This window comes from Streptomyces sp. NPDC001828 (assembly GCF_042892175.1).
Classification (GTDB): Bacteria; Actinomycetota; Actinomycetes; order Streptomycetales; family Streptomycetaceae; genus Streptomyces.
The window spans coordinates 106,331-122,086 of sequence record NZ_JBIATV010000012.1 but is presented as its reverse complement, the minus strand read 5'-3'; the positions used below and the strand labels follow the sequence as shown (position 1 = coordinate 122,086).

Genomic DNA, 15,756 nt, shown 5'->3' with positions numbered 1-15,756 from the left:
ACGGTGAACCGCCGTTCTCCACAGGGCAGTTGAGAGCGGCCCCGACCACTGGTCGGGGCCGCTCTCCGCTTTTCCGCGTGCCGCGTCACCCGAAGGTGCTAATCCGGGTGGCTCGAAACGGCCTATTCCGACCATGCGCCTGACCGCCGCCCCGCACGGGCCTATCCTCGCGAAGCCGTACGCAATGGGCTGCCCGGGCGGATGGGGAGGTGGGGGCCATGGCGGAGTCGAGGGGACTGCGGGACATTCCGGCGGGAGCGCGCCTCGCCGTCGTCGGCGCCGCCCTGGGAGCCGGAACCTGTGCGCTGCCCGTGCTGCGCGGCGGCGTCCCCTGGGCGGCCGTGGCGCTCCTGGCGGGCCTGTACGCGCTGTGCGAGTGGCCGGCCCGCTGCCCGGTCCTGGCCGGCCGGGTCAGCGTGCCGATCGCCTCCGGCTCCTTCTTCCCGGTGCTGCTCGCCGCCGTCTTCCTGCTCCCGCCGCCCGCCGCCGCCCTCGTCGCGGTGCCGGGCGCGCTCATCGCGTACGTCGAGGACGAGCCGCGCCGGGTGCGCAGGGCCTGGCGGGCCGCCGAGCTCGCCATCGCGGCCTCGGCGGCGGCCGGCGCCCACCAACTGCTGGGCGGACGCGAGGCGTTGGGCGGCGGCAGCCGGGCCGCGGCCCCCGACTTCCCGTACGCCCTGCTGCCCGCCGGGGTCGCGGCGCTCGTCTTCTGCCTGGTCCTGAGCGTGCTCGACGGCCTCATCCTGGCCACCGCCGAACGCCGGCCGGCCCGCACCGCCTGGCGCGGCCTGCTGCTGCGCTCGCTCGCCCCGCACTGTGTGCACGGGCTCGCCGGGCTGATGATGGCGGTGCTGTGGCGCAGCCGGTTCGGGCCGCCGGCGGCGCTCTTCGTGCTGCTGCCGATGTACATCTCCTGCTGGGTCTTCGCCCAGTACCAGCGCGAGCGCGCCGCCCACCAGGCCACCATCCGCGCCCTCGTCCAGGCCGTCGACATCAAGGACCGCTACACCCGGGGCCACAGCGAACGCGTGGGCCGTGCCTCGGAGATGATCGCGCGTGAACTCGGCATGGAGGAAGGGCGGTTGGAGGTCATCCGGTTCGCCGGAATCCTGCACGACGTCGGCAAGCTCGGGGTGCCGACCCGGGTCCTCAGGAAGGACGGGCCGCTCACCCCCGAGGAGCGGGCGGTGATCGAGCTGCACCCCGAGTACGGCCACGAGATGGTGCGCGGCATCGGCTTCCTCGGCGAGGCCCGGGGCGCGATCCTGCACCACCACGAGCGGCTCGACGGGAGCGGCTACCCCTACGGCCTGGCCGGCGGCCAGATCCCCGAGGCCGCGCGGGTGGTGGCGGTGGCCGACGCGTTCGACGCGATGACCTCCACCCGCTCCTACCGGCGGGCCAGGCCCGTCGCGGCGGCCGTCACCGAGCTGGAGCGGTGTGCGGGCGCGCAGTTCGACCCGAGGATGGTGGAGGGCCTGGTGCGGGCGCTGTCCCGGTACGGGTGGCACGTGGAGGTCACCGCGGACGAGCCCGCGACCCCGGCCACGCGCGGAAACGTGCCTCCGCCCCGGCCGCCCCACGCCCCCGGGGCGGACCCGCGCCCCGGGCCGCCCCCCGCCGGACCCGCCCAGCGCTCCGAGCCCCGCCCCTCCAACGCCCAGGGGGCCTGACGTGCCCGCCCGGCCCACCGCCCCCGTGCTCGCCGTCCACGCCCTGGCCGGGGCGCTCACCGTCTGGGCGATCTGGGCGACCCTGCGCGACGGGCTCGCCGACCCCGGCACCGCGGCTGCCTTCGGCGTGCTCATCGCGGTGGGGGAGCTGGCCCGGTGGGGCGCGCGGGAGGGGGAGCGGGACCCGGCGCCGCTCGCCTCCGCCGGAGCGCTCGGCTACGCGCTGCTCGGGCAGAACGCCGGGCACGCCGGTGGCCACGGGGTGCTCCAGGTGATCGCCGTGGTGGTGGCGTCGGCGCTGCCCGGATCCGTACCGCACGTGGCCGTCGGACGCGGGCCGCGCCCCGACCAGGCCGCGCGGAGGGTGCTGACCGTCGCCTTCGCGGCCGTCTGCTTCCAGCCGCTGTACAACTCCGGGCTGCTCGACGACTGGTTCGGGCACGGACCGTACTTCGCGTTCGTTCTCCTGCTGCTGCTCCTGCTCACCGCGCTGTGCGACGCGGTGGTCGCCGCCCTGCTGCTCCGCGCCCGTACGCACTACCCCTTCGGCCCGTTGCTGCGGGACGAGCTGCGCGGCCTCCTCGGCATCGGGTCGGCCGTCTGCGCCACCGGCACGGTGATCGCCCTCGCGGTCGCGGTCGCCGGGCTGTGGGCGCTGCCCGTGTTCTGCGTGCCGCTGCTCCTCACCCAGCTGGCCTTCCGGCGGTACGCGGCCGTGCGCGTCACCTACCGCCAGACCATCACCTCACTGGCCCGCGCCACCGAGATCGCCGGATACACCAAGGCGGGCCACGCCCGCCGGGTCGCCGAGCTCAGCCGGGCCGTCGGGCGCGAGCTGGGTCTGTCCGAGAGCGAGCTGACCGTCCTGGAGTACGCGGCCCTCATGCACGACATCGGGCAGCTCTCGCTGCTCGACCCGGTCCCCGCCGGGGCCACCGCCGAGCTGCCCGCCGCCGAACAGCGCCGGATCGCGCTGCTCGGCGGCGCGGTGGTGCGCCAGACCGGGGTGCCCGCCGATGTGGCCCTCATCGTCGAGCGGCAGGCCGACCCGTACCGGGAGCAGCCGCTGCCCGCCAGAATCGTCCGCACGGTCAACGCCTACGACGATCTGGCGGAGGGCTCGGAGGGGCCCGGCGGATCCCTGAACGCACTCGAACAGCTGCGCCTGGGCACCGGCCGTGACTACCATCCCCAGGTTGTCGAATCCCTGGCACGCGTGCTGGCCCGAGGCTGTCTGACCCGGGTGTCTCCTGGGTAACCCAGGAGTAATGAGCGGCCTTCCGGCTGGGCATGGTTGGATGCGAAAAGAACCCAGAAAACTGGGAGACCGTAAGACCGACCCGGTAGTCGGGGCCGGTCTGGGCAGGCGGGAATCGTGAGGATCTTCGGCAAGGGACGGCACCGGCCCTCCGCCTCGTGGCGGCAGGCCACAGACCGTGCGTTCACGCTGATCGGCGACGGCCGGTACGAGGACGCCGGGGCGCTGCTGACGCGCGCGGCGGACCTGGAGCCCTGGCTGTCCGAGTCCTGGTTCAACCTGGCGCTCCTGCACAAGTTCCGGCACGACTGGGAGCAGGCGCGGGCCGCCGGGCTGCGGGCCGTGGCGCTGCTCGACAAGGAGAGCGGCGCCCCCGACTGGTGGAACGTGGGCATCGCGGCCACCGCCCTGCAGGACTGGCCGCTGGCCCGCCGCGCCTGGCAGGCCTACGGCCTGAAGGTGCCGGGCGAGGCCACCGGCAGCGGCGAGCCCGTCGGCATGGAGCTGGGCAGTGCCGCAGTGCGCCTGTCGCCCGAGGGCGAGGCCGAGGTGGTGTGGGGCCGCAGGCTGGACCCGGCCCGCATGGAGGTCCTCTCCATCCCGCTGCCCTCCTCGGGCCGCCGCTGGGGCGAGGTCGTCCTGCACGACGGCGTCCCGCACGGCGAGCGCACCACCGCCGCGGGGCCGTCCTTCCCGGTGTTCGACGAGATCGAGCTGTGGGCGCCCTCGCCCGTGCCGACCTGGGTGGTCCTCCTGGAGGCGGCCACCGAGACCGACCGGGACGCCCTGGAGCGCCTCGCGGCCGACGCCGGCTTCGCCGCCGAGGACTGGTCCTCCTCGGTACGCCTGCTCTGCCGGGCCTGCTCCGAGTCGGAGATGCCCAGCGACGAGGGCGACGGCGAGCACCTCGACCCGCACGACCACAGCGAGCCCGGCCACCCCGGCCCGCTCGGCCACCGCACCAACGGCGACCTGTGGGTCCCCGAGCGCGAATGCGGCATCGCGGCCCCCGCGGGCCTGGTGCGCGGCCTGCTCGACGGCTGGGTGGCCGACAACCCGGACAGCCGGGAGTGGCGGGATCTGGAAGAAGTCTGCTGAACCGGCCTTAGGCTGGTACGGATCGAATCGGGATTTCAGGAAGGCTCACGGCGGACATGGCGCAGCAGGAGACGGACCAGCAGGTCGAGAACGACGGGTTCGTCGTGGACACGGAGGACTGCGAGGCGCGTGAGCTGGCCCACCGCGAGCGTGGCACCGCCCGCCCGGTCACGGTCGTCGGCAACCCGGTGCTCCACAAGGAGTGCAAGGACGTCACCGCGTTCGACGGCGAGCTCGCCCAGCTCATCGACGACATGTTCGCCAGCCAGAAGGCGGCCGAGGGCGTGGGCCTCGCGGCCAACCAGATCGGCGTGGACCTGAAGGTCTTCGTGTACGACTGCCCGGACGACGAGGGCGTGCGGCACGTGGGCGCCGTCTGCAACCCGGTGCTCGAAGAGCTGCCGGCCGACCAGCGCGTCCTGGACGAGTCCAACGAGGGCTGCCTGTCCGTGCCGACCGCGTACGCCGAGCTGGCCCGCCCCGACTACGCGGTGGTCAGCGGTCAGGACGCCGAGGGCAACCCCGTCAAGGTGCGCGGCACCGGCTACTTCGCGCGCTGCCTCCAGCACGAGACGGACCACCTGTACGGCTACCTGTACATCGACCGCCTCTCCAAGCGCGACCGCAAGGACGCGCTGAAGCAGATGGCGGAGGGCACCCCGCGCTACGAGACCGTGCCGAACAACTGACGTACGCCACAAGCGAGTCGAGGCCCCGCTCCCCCCGTGGGAGCGGGGCCTCGCCCGTGGTGCGTCAGGAGGCTAGAACTCCTCGTCGAAGCCGACCGAGCCCTCGACCGCGACCTGGTAGGCGGAGGGGCGGCGCTCGAAGAAGTTCGTCAGCTCCTGGACGCCCTGGAGCTCCATGAACGAGAACGGGTTCTGCGAGCCGTAGACCGCCGGGAAGCCGAGCCGGGTGAGCCGCTGGTCGGCGACGCACTCCAGGTACTCGCGCATCGACTCGGTGTTCATGCCGGGCAGGCCCTCGCCGCACAGGTCACGGCCGAACTGCAGCTCGGCGGCGACCGCCTCCTTCAGCATGTCGGTGACCTGCTGCTCCAGCTCGTCGTCGAAGAGCTCGGGCTCCTCCTTGCGGACGGTGTCCACGACCTCGAAGGCGAAGTTCATGTGCATCGTCTCGTCGCGGAACACCCAGTTGGTGCCGGTGGCGAGGCCGTGCAGCAGGCCCCGGCTGCGGAACCAGTAGACGTAGGCGAACGCGCCGTAGAAGAACAGGCCCTCGATGCAGGCCGCGAAGCAGATCAGGTTGAGCAGGAAACGGCGGCGGTCGGCCTTGGTCTCCAGCCGGTCGAGCTTCTCCACCTCGTTGATCCACTTGAAGCAGAACTGCGCCTTCTCGCGGATCGAGGGGATCTCCTCGACCGCGTCGAACGCGGCCGCGCGGTCCTCCGGGTCGGGCAGGTAGGTGTCGAGCAGCGTCAGATAGAACTGGACGTGCACGGCCTCCTCGAAGAGCTGACGGCTCAAGTAGAGCCGCGCTTCCGGGGAGTTGATGTGCTTGTAGAGCGTCAGCACCAGGTTGTTGGAGACGATCGAGTCGCCCGTCGCGAAGAACGCGACGAGACGGCCGATCATGTGCTGCTCGCCCGGTGTCAGCTTCGCGAGGTCGGCGACGTCGGAGTGGAGGTCGACCTCCTCGACGGTCCAGGTGTTCTTGATCGCGTCCCGGTAGCGCTCGTAGAAGTCCGGGTAGCGCATGGGACGCAGGGTCAGCTCGAAGCCCGGGTCGAGGAGGTTCTTGTCGGTGGAGCTCATTACTGGCAGGCCTCGCAGGACTCGGGGTTTTCCAGGGAGCAGGCGACCGCGTCGGCGTCGGGCGCGGCCTGCTGGACGGGGATGGTGGCGGCCTGGGCGGCGCGGGCGATGCGGGTCGCCGGGCGCGAGCGCAGGTAGTACGTCGTCTTCAGGCCCTGCTTCCAGGCGTACGCGTACATCGACGACAGCTTGCCGATGGTGGGCGTCTCCAGGAACAGGTTGAGCGACTGCGACTGGTCGAGGAAGGGGGTGCGGGCGGCGGCCATGTCGATCAGGCCGCGCTGCGGGATCTCCCACGCCGTGCGGTACAGGGCGCGCACGTCGGCCGGGATCCAGCCGAAGTCCTGCACCGAGCCGCTGGCCTCGCGCAGCGCCTCGCGGGACTGCGCGTCCCACACGCCGAGCTTCTTGAGCTCCTCCACCAAGTAGCCGTTCACCTGGAGGAATTCACCGCTGAGCGTCTCGCGCTTGAAGAGGTTGGAGACCTGCGGCTCGATGCACTCGTACACGCCCGCGATGGAGGCGATGGTCGCGGTCGGGGCGATCGCGAGGAGCAGCGAGTTGCGCATGCCGACCTTGGCGATACGTTCCCGCAGGGCCGCCCAGCGCTCCGGCCAGGTCAGCTCGACGTCGTAGTGGTCGGGGTGCAGCACACCGCGCGCGGTGCGGGTCTTGTCCCAGGCGGGCAGCGGGCCCGACCGCTCGGCGAGGTCGGTGGAGGCCTCGTAGGCGGTGAGCATGATCCGCTCGGAGAGCCGGGTGGAAAGGGCCTTCGCCTCGGGGGAGTCGAAGGGCAGGCGCAGCTTGAAGAAGACGTCCTGCAGACCCATCGCGCCCAGGCCCACCGGACGCCAGCGGGCGTTGGAGCGGCCCGCCTGCTCGGTCGGGTAGAAGTTGATGTCGACGACCCGGTCCAGGAAGGTCACCGCGGTGCGGACGGCGTCGTCCAGGCGCTCCCAGTCGATCTCCCCGCCGTGGGCTCCCTCGACCACGAACGCGCCGAGGTTCACCGAGCCGAGGTTGCAGACGGCCGTCTCGCCGTCGTCCGTGACCTCCAGGATCTCGGTGCACAGGTTGGAGGAGTGGACCGTGTGGCCGGGCTCCGCCGTCTGGTTGGCGGTGCGGTTGGAGGCGTCCTTGAACGTCATCCAGCCGTTGCCGGTCTGCGCGAGGGTGCGCATCATGCGGCCGTACAGGTCCCGGGCCGGCATGGTCTTCCGGGCGAGCCCGGCGGCCTCGGCCTCGCGGTAGGCGGCGTCGAACTCCTCGCCCCACAGGTCGACGAGCTCGGGCACGTCGGCGGGCGAGAACAGCGACCACGTGCCGTCGGCGTCCACCCGGCGCATGAACTCGTCGGGGATCCAGTGCGCGAGGTTCAGGTTGTGCGTGCGGCGCTGGTCCTCGCCGGTGTTGTCGCGCAGCTCCAGGAACTCCTCGATGTCGGAGTGCCAGGTCTCCAGGTACACCGCGGCCGCGCCCTTGCGCCGGCCGCCCTGGTTGACCGCGGCCACCGAGGCGTCGAGGGTCTTGAGGAACGGGACGATGCCGTTGGAGTGGCCGTTGGTGCCCCGGATCAGCGAACCGCGGCCGCGGATGCGGGAGTACGAGAGGCCGATGCCGCCGGCGTGCTTGGAAAGGCGGGCCACCTGGTGGTAGCGGTCGTAGATCGAGTCGAGCTCGTCGAGCGGCGAGTCGAGCAGGTAGCAGGACGACATCTGGGGGTGCCGGGTGCCGGAGTTGAAGAGCGTGGGGGAGGACGGCAGGTAGTCCAGGCGGCTCATCAGGCCGTACAGGGACGCCACTTCGTCCAGGGCGCGGACCGACTCGTCCTCGGCGAGGCCGGACGCCACGCGCAGCATGAAGTGCTGGGGGGTCTCGACGACCTTGCGGGTGATCGGGTGGCGCAGCAGGTAGCGGGAGTAGAGGGTGCGCAGGCCGAAGTAGCCGAAGCGGTCGTCGGCGCCGTCGGCGATGGCCGAGTCCACCAGGGCGTCGAGACGGGCCGCGTGGGCGCGGACGAACTCGACGGTCCGGTCGGCGATCAGGCCCTCCTGGTGGCCCACCTCGACCGAGCCGGAGAAGGACACCGCGCCCTGGGTGGCGGCCTCTTCGGCGATGGTGATCGTCAGGAGGCGGGCGGCGAGCCGGGAGTAGGCCGGGTCCTCGGAGATGAGCCCCGCGGCCGCCTCGGTGGCCAGCTCGCGCAGCTCGGCCTCGTCGGAGCGGGCGTTGCGGCCCCGCAGCGCGGCGGCGGCGACCCGGCCGGGGTCGGTGTCCGCGAGATCGGCGGTGAGCTCCGTCAGGGTCCGCAGCAGCGCGGTCCCGGGGGCATCCGCGAGCTCTTCGGTGATCGCTGAAGCGGGATCCGCTGGGGCGATGGTCACGTGGGGGCACTCCCTCGCTCGGCACGGGGCCTTCGGGGGAGGCGTCGGCGCGCGTCGGGGCAGCCCTCAGCGCGTCGTCCACCGGCCCAACCGCGAGGCCCGGACGTCTGGCATCCGGTTCGGTCGACCCGGACGCACCGTCGGCAGGTGTTCGGACTCGACCCGTACAAAGACGTACAGGTCATACCGTTGCGGGACAGTTCCGGATTCCCACCGGATTCCCCTGCGGCGACAGCGAGCACGAGCATACATGTGGGGGGTGCCTCATCGGGCACCCCCCACATCTTGTGTCGCCACACGGAAGGGCCGCCGCACCCTCTCGGATGCGGCGGCCCTTGGCCGTACGGGGCGTGGCGCCGGATCAGTGCGCCGAGCCCGCCGTCGCCGGGGGGAGCTCGACGGCGACGCCCGGGTCGCCGGCGTCGGCCGTGTAGTCGGCGGGGGAGGTTTCGTCGATGCCGTCGGGGGCCTTCACCGCGCGCAGGACGAAGGTCAGGACGACCGTCACCACCACGTTCATCGCGAAGGCCGTCAGGCCGATGTAGCCGATCTCGCCGATGCCGGGGATCTCCTTGGAGGAGCCGCCGAAGTGCTTCTGCGTGGGCGAGGCCACCCCGTACGCGGCGAGCGTGCCGTAGACCATGCCGACCGCCCAGCCGGCGAGCAGCGCCCAGCGGTGGAACCAGCGGGTGAACAGGCCGCCGACCAGGGCCGGGAAGGTCTGCAGGATCCAGATGCCGCCGAGCAGCTGGAAGTTGATCGCGACCGTCTTGTCCATGGTCAGGACGAAGACCAGCGCGCCGACCTTCACCACGAGCGAGACCAGCTTGGAGACCTTGGCCTCCTGCGCGGGTGACGCGTCCGGCTTGATGAAGTCCTTGTAGATGTTGCGGGTGAAGAGGTTCGCGGCCGCGATCGACATGATGGCCGCCGGGACCAGCGCACCGATGCCGATCGCCGCGAAGGCGACGCCCGCGAACCAGTCCGGGAACATGTCCTCGAACAGCTGCGGAATGGCCAGCTGCCCGTTGCTCACCTTGACGCCCGCCGCGATCGCCATGAAGCCGAGCAGCGCGAGCAGCCCCAGCATCAGGGAGTACAGCGGCAGGATCGTGGTGTTGCGGCGGATCACGTTGCGGCTGCGCGAGGACAGGGTCGCGGTGATCGAGTGCGGATACATGAACAGCGCGAGCGCCGAGCCGAGGGCGAGCGTGGCGTACGTCCACTGGCTCGACTCGCCGGGCGCGATGGCCCCGGTCGGCTTGCCGCCGGGCGGACCGGCGAACTTGTGCTGCGCGGCGCTGAAGATCGCGTCGAAGCCGCCCAGCTTGATCGGGATGTAGATGATCGCCACCGCGATGACGAGGTAGATCAGGCCGTCCTTCACGAACGCGATCAGCGCGGGGGCGCGCAGGCCCGAGGAGTAGGTGTACGCCGCGAGCACCGCGAACGCGATGAGCAGCGGCAGGTCCTTGACGAACCAGTTGCCGGACTCGCCGCCCACGCCCATGACGTCCAACACTGCCTGGATGCCGACCAGTTGGAGCGCGATGTACGGCATCGTGGCGAGGATGCCGGTGATCGCCACCGCGAGCGAGAGGCCCTTGGAGCCGAACCGGCCGCGCACGAAGTCCGAGGTGGTGACATAGCCGTGTTTGTGCGACACCGACCACAGGCGCGGCAGGAAGGTGAAGATCAGCGGGTACACGAGGATCGTGTAGGGCACCGCGAAGAAGCCGGCCGCGCCCGCCGCGTAGATCGCCGCGGGCACCGCGACGAAGGTGTACGCGGTGTAGAGGTCGCCGCCGAGCAGGAACCAGGTGACCCAGGTGCCGAACGACCGCCCGCCCAGGCCCCATTCGTCGAGGCTGGCCTCGTTCTCGGCCTTGCGCCAGCGGGCGGCCATGAAGCCGATGACCGTGACGGCCAGGAAGAAGAAGATGAAGACGCCGAGTGCGACGCCGTTCACGCCGTCCTTCACTTGGACGCACCCCCCTCGGTGTCGTCGGAGGTGCGCGGGGCGGGGGCGGTACGCGAACGCTGGTCGTGCTGCCACAGCTTGTACGCGATCATCGTGAGCACCGTCGAGATCAGCACCCAGAGCATCTGGTACCAGTAGAAGAACGGGATGCCGCCGAGCGCAGGATCCGTCTTGGCGTACGAGCTCACCCACAGCATCGCCACGAAGGGCGCGATCAGGCAGAGCGCGATGACCACGCGCGAGGGCGTGATCACCGGTCTCTTCACTTCCGTCGATTCCGGCATTGGGTGGTTCCGTCCCCTCACGATCACCTGTGCGTTGGATCACTTGGTAATGCGCAGGAAATCTAGGGGAGAGATTCGGTCAAGGGAACCCCCGTCCGGATTCCGGACGGGTCACGAGTTCGGCCAACTCCCCTTTCGTGGACTCAGAGCCAGCCCTCCTTGGCCGCCCGCACCCCCGCCTCGAAGCGGCTGCGCGCACCCAGGCGGGACATGAGTTCCGAGCTCATCCGGCGCACGGTGCGCAGGGAGATCCCGAGCCGCCGCGCGGCGATGTCGTCCGTGCACCCGATGCCGAGGAGCAGCAGCAACTCCCTTTCCTGCGGCGAGAGATCGTGCTCGTTGCGGCGCGGGGCCTCCCCGAAAGGGGTGCCCGACTCCCACAGGTGGTCGAACAGCACGACCAGGGCGTTGACCAGGCCCCGGCTGCGCACTTCGAGGGCGCCGGCCCGCGCGTCCTCCGGGTCCACCGGGACCAGCGCGGCGCTGCGGTCGACGATCACCATCAGCATCGGGACGATCGGCACTGTGCGCGCCTCGCCGCCCAGGTCGGAGTACCAGCGCACGTACTCCAGGGTGGCGGCGTCATTGCGGAAGCTCTCCTGGTAAACGCTGCGGATCCGCACCCCGCGCTCCAGGGCCAGCTCGTCGAGGGGCTGGCTCGCGTCCATGGTGTCGGGGAGTTGGGCGCCGCCGGGCAGCAGGGAGAGGCACTCGGCGCGGGCGCTGGAGGCCAGGTCCTCCAGGCGTTCGCGCACCGCGTCCACGCCCTGGATGCGGTCGACCACGTCGTGCCGGAAGGTGCCGCTCTCGCTGAACTTGGCGAGGATCGCCGCCACCGCCTGCTGGGCCCGCTCGACCTGGCGTCTGCGTTTGGTCAGTTCGGCCTCGGCGCGCGAGAGCAGGAACGCGAACCCGACATCCGGGTTGAACGGTGCGATCGGGTCCGAAGCGTCGTCCATGAGGACGAGCCGCAGGTCGGCGAGATGGGCGAGCGCCGACCTGACCTCGCTCTCGGGCCACCCCAGCTGTTCGGCCAACTCCGGTACGCCATAACTCGGTTGCTCAAGCAGGAGCCGGTAGACGGTTTCGGTGGACTGCTGGATTCCGAGTGCCTCGAGCATGCGGGTTCCCCCAGGTTCGCGTATGCCGTGATGTCACTGTGCGTGGTCCGATGGTTCGGCCAGGGGGATCGTATGGCCGAGCGGCGATCTAGGTCTAGACCAATAAGATGACGCGGGGGTGGCCGGAAGGGCACTTGCGGGGGATTTCGCGGCCCTTTCGTGTGGGCCGGGCCGTGACCGTCCGGGCAACACGGAGAGGGCCCGGAGCAGCGCCGGGCCGAGCAGCACCGCACCGCCAAGTGCCGTGACCAGAATGGCCAGTTCCACTTGCGGGCCGAGCCCGATGGCCAAAAGCGGCAGGGCTCCCGCGAGCCCGACGCCCGCCCGGCCGCGCGGCGCCGAGCCGCCCGGCACGGCCAGGTCCAGCGCGAGGAGGAAGGCCAGGGCGCCCGCCACCAGCGGGATCCACCCGGTGACCGCCCCCGTCGCCGCGACCCCGCCGAGCAGCCGGGCGCCGGGGCCGTACTGCCAGACGAGAACCAGGAGCCCGCTCACCGCGAGCGCCGACACCACCCCGCACAGCACCGCCCGCACGGCCGCCCGGGCGGACCGCAGCCGGGCGATCACGGCGAAGCCGAGCAGCGCCATGACCGCGAGCGCGAGCGGGACCAGGCGGTACACGCCCCGCACCAGGTCGAGTTCGGGCACCCCCGAACCGCCGACCCGCGCCCCCGTGCCGGCCGTCGCGGCCCGCACCTCGGCCATCGCGCGCCGGCCGGGGGCCGTCATCGGCTCACCGGACGGGATGACGGCGACCAGCGCGGATCCATCGCGGCGCCAAGCCGCGTCACCGGGCGCCACGGCCGTCAGGACGCCCGGAATCCGGGCCGCCATCGCCGCCAACCGGCCGGGGCCGGCAGCCGAAGGGGCAAGCACCTCAAGGGGGTTGAGGACACCGGTCGGCATCCCGGCCGCCGTCAGCTGGTCGAGCCCGTCCCGTCCGGGGCCACCGCGCACCAGCGCCTCGGCCCGTGGGTTCCCGGCCGTCAGGAACCCTGCCGCGCCGGTGAGCAGGGCGAGGGCGACGAGGGTGGCGACGGCGAGCGGCCGCGAAGCGCGCCGAACTCCGCCGGTCGTCCTCAACGCGCCCTCCGCGAGCGGTAGTTGCCCCATCCGTCGCGACCCGGCCCCACTCCGCTCCCGCACCCGACCCGGCAGCCACGACAGCAGGGCCGGGCCCAGGGTCAGGGCGGCCAGGCCGGTGGTGAGGCAGGCCGTGGCTCCCGCGATGCCGATCGAGCGCAGGAAGGGGGCGGGGAACAGGGCGAGCGACGCCAGGGCCACTGCTCCGGCCGAGGTGCCGGTCGCCGCCGGGCCCGCCAGTAGGGATCCCGCGCGCAGCGCGGCCCGCCGCGCGTCGCGGCCGCGCGCGAGCTCCGCCCGCCAGGCCGTCACCAGGCCCGCCGAGCGCCGCAGCGAGAGGGCGAGGGCCGCGACCGGGATCAGATACACCACGACGAAGCTCAGCTCCATGGCGCACGCGAGGGCGAGGACCACCACGAGGGCCGCCACCGACGACACCGCCGCCAGGAGGAGCGGGAGGAGCGAGAGCAGCGGCCGGAACCGCCGCAGGAGCAGCACGAGTGCCCCCAACGCGCAGCCGTACTTGGCCAGTTGGAGTCCGAGTCCGGGGCGGGTGGTGGCGCTGTCCTCCTGGAGCGGGAGCACGCCCGTCACGTTCACCCGGGCGTCGGGTAGCGCCGCGCGCAGCCCGGTCCGCAGCCGCTCGGTGGCGTCCCGCACCGCCGTGAGCCCGGCCAGGTCCGGCTTCCCGGAGTGCGGATACACCAGGGCGTACGTGGTGCGGCCGTCCTGCGAGAGGAACGCCCCGTCGCCGGTGCCGGCGTACGAGAGGACCCGGGTGCCGGGATCCGTCGCCCCGGCGAGACCGGACCTCAGGCGGCCCACCGTGCCGGGCGACCGGGCGTCGGTGCCGTCCGGCCAGGTGACCACGGCGACCAGCGGGGCGACGCCCGCGCCGGCCCCGTACCGCTCGGTGATCGCGGCGTTGGCCCGGGAGCCGTCCTGGCCCGAGGCCGTGAAGCTCTGGTCCAGGCGGCCCAGGTTCGCCGCCGACGCGAGGCCGCCCGCCAGGAGCACCGCCAGCCACAGCAGGCACACGAGCCCGCGGTGGCCGACGGAGAGGCGGACGAGCCCGGCCGCGTACCGCTCAGCTCGCCGCATCGAAACTCGCCGCATCGGCACCCGCCGCGTCGAGCCGGGCCCGGACCTCGTCGGACAGGACGAGGGCCACCGCGTCCAGCGACTCGTCCAGCTGGCCCACCGAACTCGCCCCGATCACTGGCAGGACGGGCAGCGCTCCGCCGAGCGCCCACGCGAGTACGACCTGGCCGGGGGTGACCCCGAGCTCCTTGGCGACCTCGCCGAGCACCGCGAGCCGCCGGGTGGAACCCGCGTGCCGGTACTGCTCGGGAATCTCCTTCGCGGGGTTGTTGTACGCCCCGGTCAGCTGGGTCGTATAGGCGACGAAGGCGAGGTCGGGCCGGGTGGCCAGGTAGTCGAGGAGCTCCTCGGAGGCATGCGGGTTCACCCCGAAGGCGGCGCCGGGGCGCGGCTGGAGGTAGGTGTAGCGCTGCTGCACCGCCGCATACGCAGGGCCGCCCGCGCGCTCGGCGGCGGCCCGCGACTCCTCGACGCGCCAGGCCGCGAAGTTGCTGCACCCGAAGAGCGAGATCTTCCCGGCGTCGGCGAGTTCGGCGAACGCGCCCATGGTCTCCTCGACGGGCGTCTTCCGGTCGTCGATGTGCGCGTAGTAGAGGTCGATCCGGTCGGTGCCCAGATTGCGCAGGCTGGCTTCCACCTGGCGGCGCAGCACCGGCGCGGACAGGCCCTCGGCGGCCTCCGGCCACGGCGCGTCCAGCGGCTCGGGCAGCGCGCCTACCTTCGTGGCGAGCACGATCTCGTCCCGGACGCCCCGGCTGGCCAGCCACTTGCCGATGACGAGCTCGCTCTCGGCGCCGGTCGCGCCCGGCTCCCAGAAGGCGTACGTGTTCGCGGTGTCCAGGAAGGTGCCGCCCGCCTCGTAGAAGCGGTCAAGGACGGAGAAGGCGGTCGCCTCGTCGATCCGGGTGCCGAAGGGGAGCGTGCCCAGGCACAGGGTGCTCACCCGCAGGCCGTCCTTGCCGCCCAGCTGTCGGTACTGCATCAACCGTTCATCTCCTCGATATCGGTGGTGGTGATCGTGACGTCCTGTGCCAGGTGGTCGGAGAGACCGCCCGGGTCACGGAACGCGTACCGCTCCACGCGGACCCCGGTGCTGGTGAACACCCAGTCGATGCGCCAGAGCCGCAGTTTCCATCGAGCATGCCAACTCGCCGGGAACAGCGAGCGGTTGGCCCCGATGGCGTCGCGCGCGGCCCTCGGCATCCGGCGGATGTCGCCGATCGCCGCGCTGGTGTTGAAGTCCCCGGACACCAGGAACGGGTGGGGGTTGGCCAGCAGATCGGCGACCAGCGCGTCGTACTCGCGCCGCCGCGCCTCGTGCCGGCGCCGCATGTCCCGGAAGAAGGCCCGGCTCAGCGGGTTCATCACCGTCAGCTGGACCGGGATGTGCACGTTGTACGTCGACAGGACGCCGTCCGGGGTGCGCAGGTCGACCCGCAGCGAGCAGGCGCCGACCGGCACGGGGGGCCCGGCGGGCGGGAACCGGGACAGGGTCACCGAGTTGTTGTCGACCGACAGGTGGTGACCCGGGAACTCGTCGCGCAGCCGCTCCTCGTCGTCGATGTCCCACACCTCGCCGCCCTCGAACCCGTTCAGGTACTCCTGGAGCAGATAGACATCGGCGGACACGGTGTGCAGGAAGGCGTAGAACCGGTCGGGCTCGCGGCCCTGGTTCCAGTGCTGGGTGTTCCACGACACCACCCGGACTCCCTCGCGCCGCGCTCCGGGAGCCGAACTCCGGCGCAAGGCTCGCCAGTTGACGCCGCTCTCCCGCCACCCCGCGAGCAGGCATCCGGCCGCGAGCGCCGCGCCCGGCACGCTCCCCGCGGCCGCGGCCGCCGCGAGCAGGGCGAGTGGCGCGGCGGCGAAGAGCGGCGGAGGCAGCAGGGACACGGCGAGCCAGGGCCACCAGCGGCCGTTGAGGACCAGGTGCGCGCCGAGGAAGACGGCCCACGCGAGAGCGCAGAGGGCGACGGCGGTAGCGGGGGACACGGTGGG

At 72.2% G+C, this 15,756-nt stretch carries 12 protein-coding genes and 1 riboswitch; of the genes, 4 read left to right on the top strand and 8 right to left on the bottom strand.

Features of this window, described 5'->3' with window-relative positions; genetic code table 11:
• The first annotated feature begins 236 nt into the window (after positions 1 to 236).
• From ACFYZA_RS29350 to def, 4 genes are all read left to right on the top strand, one after another.
• Complete coding sequence (locus ACFYZA_RS29350; protein WP_388493785.1) at positions 237 to 1,673, top strand: HD-GYP domain-containing protein; 1,437 nt, start codon at positions 237 to 239, stop codon at positions 1,671 to 1,673.
• A 1-nt stretch (position 1,674) separates the two neighbouring features.
• On the top strand, positions 1,675 to 2,931 hold the full coding sequence (locus tag ACFYZA_RS29345) for an HD-GYP domain-containing protein (protein WP_388493624.1): 1,257 nt from the start codon (positions 1,675 to 1,677) through the stop codon (positions 2,929 to 2,931).
• Positions 2,932 to 3,048: 117 nt separating this feature from the next.
• On the top strand, positions 3,049 to 4,029 hold the full coding sequence (locus tag ACFYZA_RS29340) for a hypothetical protein (RefSeq protein WP_161252283.1): 981 nt from the start codon (positions 3,049 to 3,051) through the stop codon (positions 4,027 to 4,029).
• Between the two features lie 56 nt (positions 4,030 to 4,085).
• Complete coding sequence (gene def / locus ACFYZA_RS29335) at positions 4,086 to 4,718, top strand: peptide deformylase (protein ID WP_382598679.1); 633 nt, start codon at positions 4,086 to 4,088, stop codon at positions 4,716 to 4,718.
• Between the two features lie 72 nt (positions 4,719 to 4,790).
• On the opposite strand, the gene ACFYZA_RS29330 is transcribed toward def, so the two are convergent.
• From ACFYZA_RS29330 to ACFYZA_RS29295, 8 genes are all read right to left on the bottom strand, one after another.
• Complete coding sequence (locus ACFYZA_RS29330; protein WP_382598681.1) at positions 4,791 to 5,804, bottom strand: ribonucleotide-diphosphate reductase subunit beta; 1,014 nt, start codon at positions 5,802 to 5,804, stop codon at positions 4,791 to 4,793.
• Entirely contained in the window at positions 5,804 to 8,188 is a 2,385-nt protein-coding gene (locus ACFYZA_RS29325; protein WP_388493621.1) for a ribonucleoside-diphosphate reductase subunit alpha, read from the bottom strand. Before ACFYZA_RS29325 ends, ACFYZA_RS29330 begins: the two co-directional genes overlap by 1 nt.
• Before the next feature lie 124 nt (positions 8,189 to 8,312).
• Positions 8,313 to 8,453: riboswitch (cobalamin riboswitch) on the bottom strand.
• A gap of 96 nt (positions 8,454 to 8,549) precedes the next feature.
• Positions 8,550 to 10,169, bottom strand: coding sequence for a monocarboxylate uptake permease MctP (gene mctP, locus ACFYZA_RS29320; protein WP_382598685.1), 1,620 nt, complete (start codon positions 10,167 to 10,169; stop codon positions 8,550 to 8,552).
• Positions 10,166 to 10,453 (bottom strand): DUF3311 domain-containing protein, encoded by a 288-nt coding sequence (locus ACFYZA_RS29315; protein WP_382598687.1) that lies wholly within the window; start codon positions 10,451 to 10,453, stop codon positions 10,166 to 10,168. The genes mctP and ACFYZA_RS29315 overlap by 4 nt, the downstream gene beginning before the upstream one ends.
• Positions 10,454 to 10,596: 143 nt before the next feature.
• On the bottom strand, positions 10,597 to 11,574 hold the full coding sequence (locus ACFYZA_RS29310) for a LuxR C-terminal-related transcriptional regulator (RefSeq protein ID WP_382598689.1): 978 nt from the start codon (positions 11,572 to 11,574) through the stop codon (positions 10,597 to 10,599).
• A gap of 33 nt (positions 11,575 to 11,607) precedes the next feature.
• Complete coding sequence (locus ACFYZA_RS29305) at positions 11,608 to 13,758, bottom strand: MMPL family transporter (RefSeq protein ID WP_388493619.1); 2,151 nt, start codon at positions 13,756 to 13,758, stop codon at positions 11,608 to 11,610.
• Entirely contained in the window at positions 13,745 to 14,740 is a 996-nt protein-coding gene (locus tag ACFYZA_RS29300; protein ID WP_388493618.1) for an aldo/keto reductase, read from the bottom strand. The genes ACFYZA_RS29305 and ACFYZA_RS29300 overlap by 14 nt, the downstream gene beginning before the upstream one ends.
• Positions 14,740 to 15,750, bottom strand: a complete 1,011-nt coding sequence (locus ACFYZA_RS29295) for an endonuclease/exonuclease/phosphatase family protein (protein ID WP_388493617.1) — start codon at positions 15,748 to 15,750, stop codon at positions 14,740 to 14,742. The genes ACFYZA_RS29300 and ACFYZA_RS29295 overlap by 1 nt, the downstream gene beginning before the upstream one ends.
• Between the last annotated feature and the right edge of the window lie 6 nt (positions 15,751 to 15,756).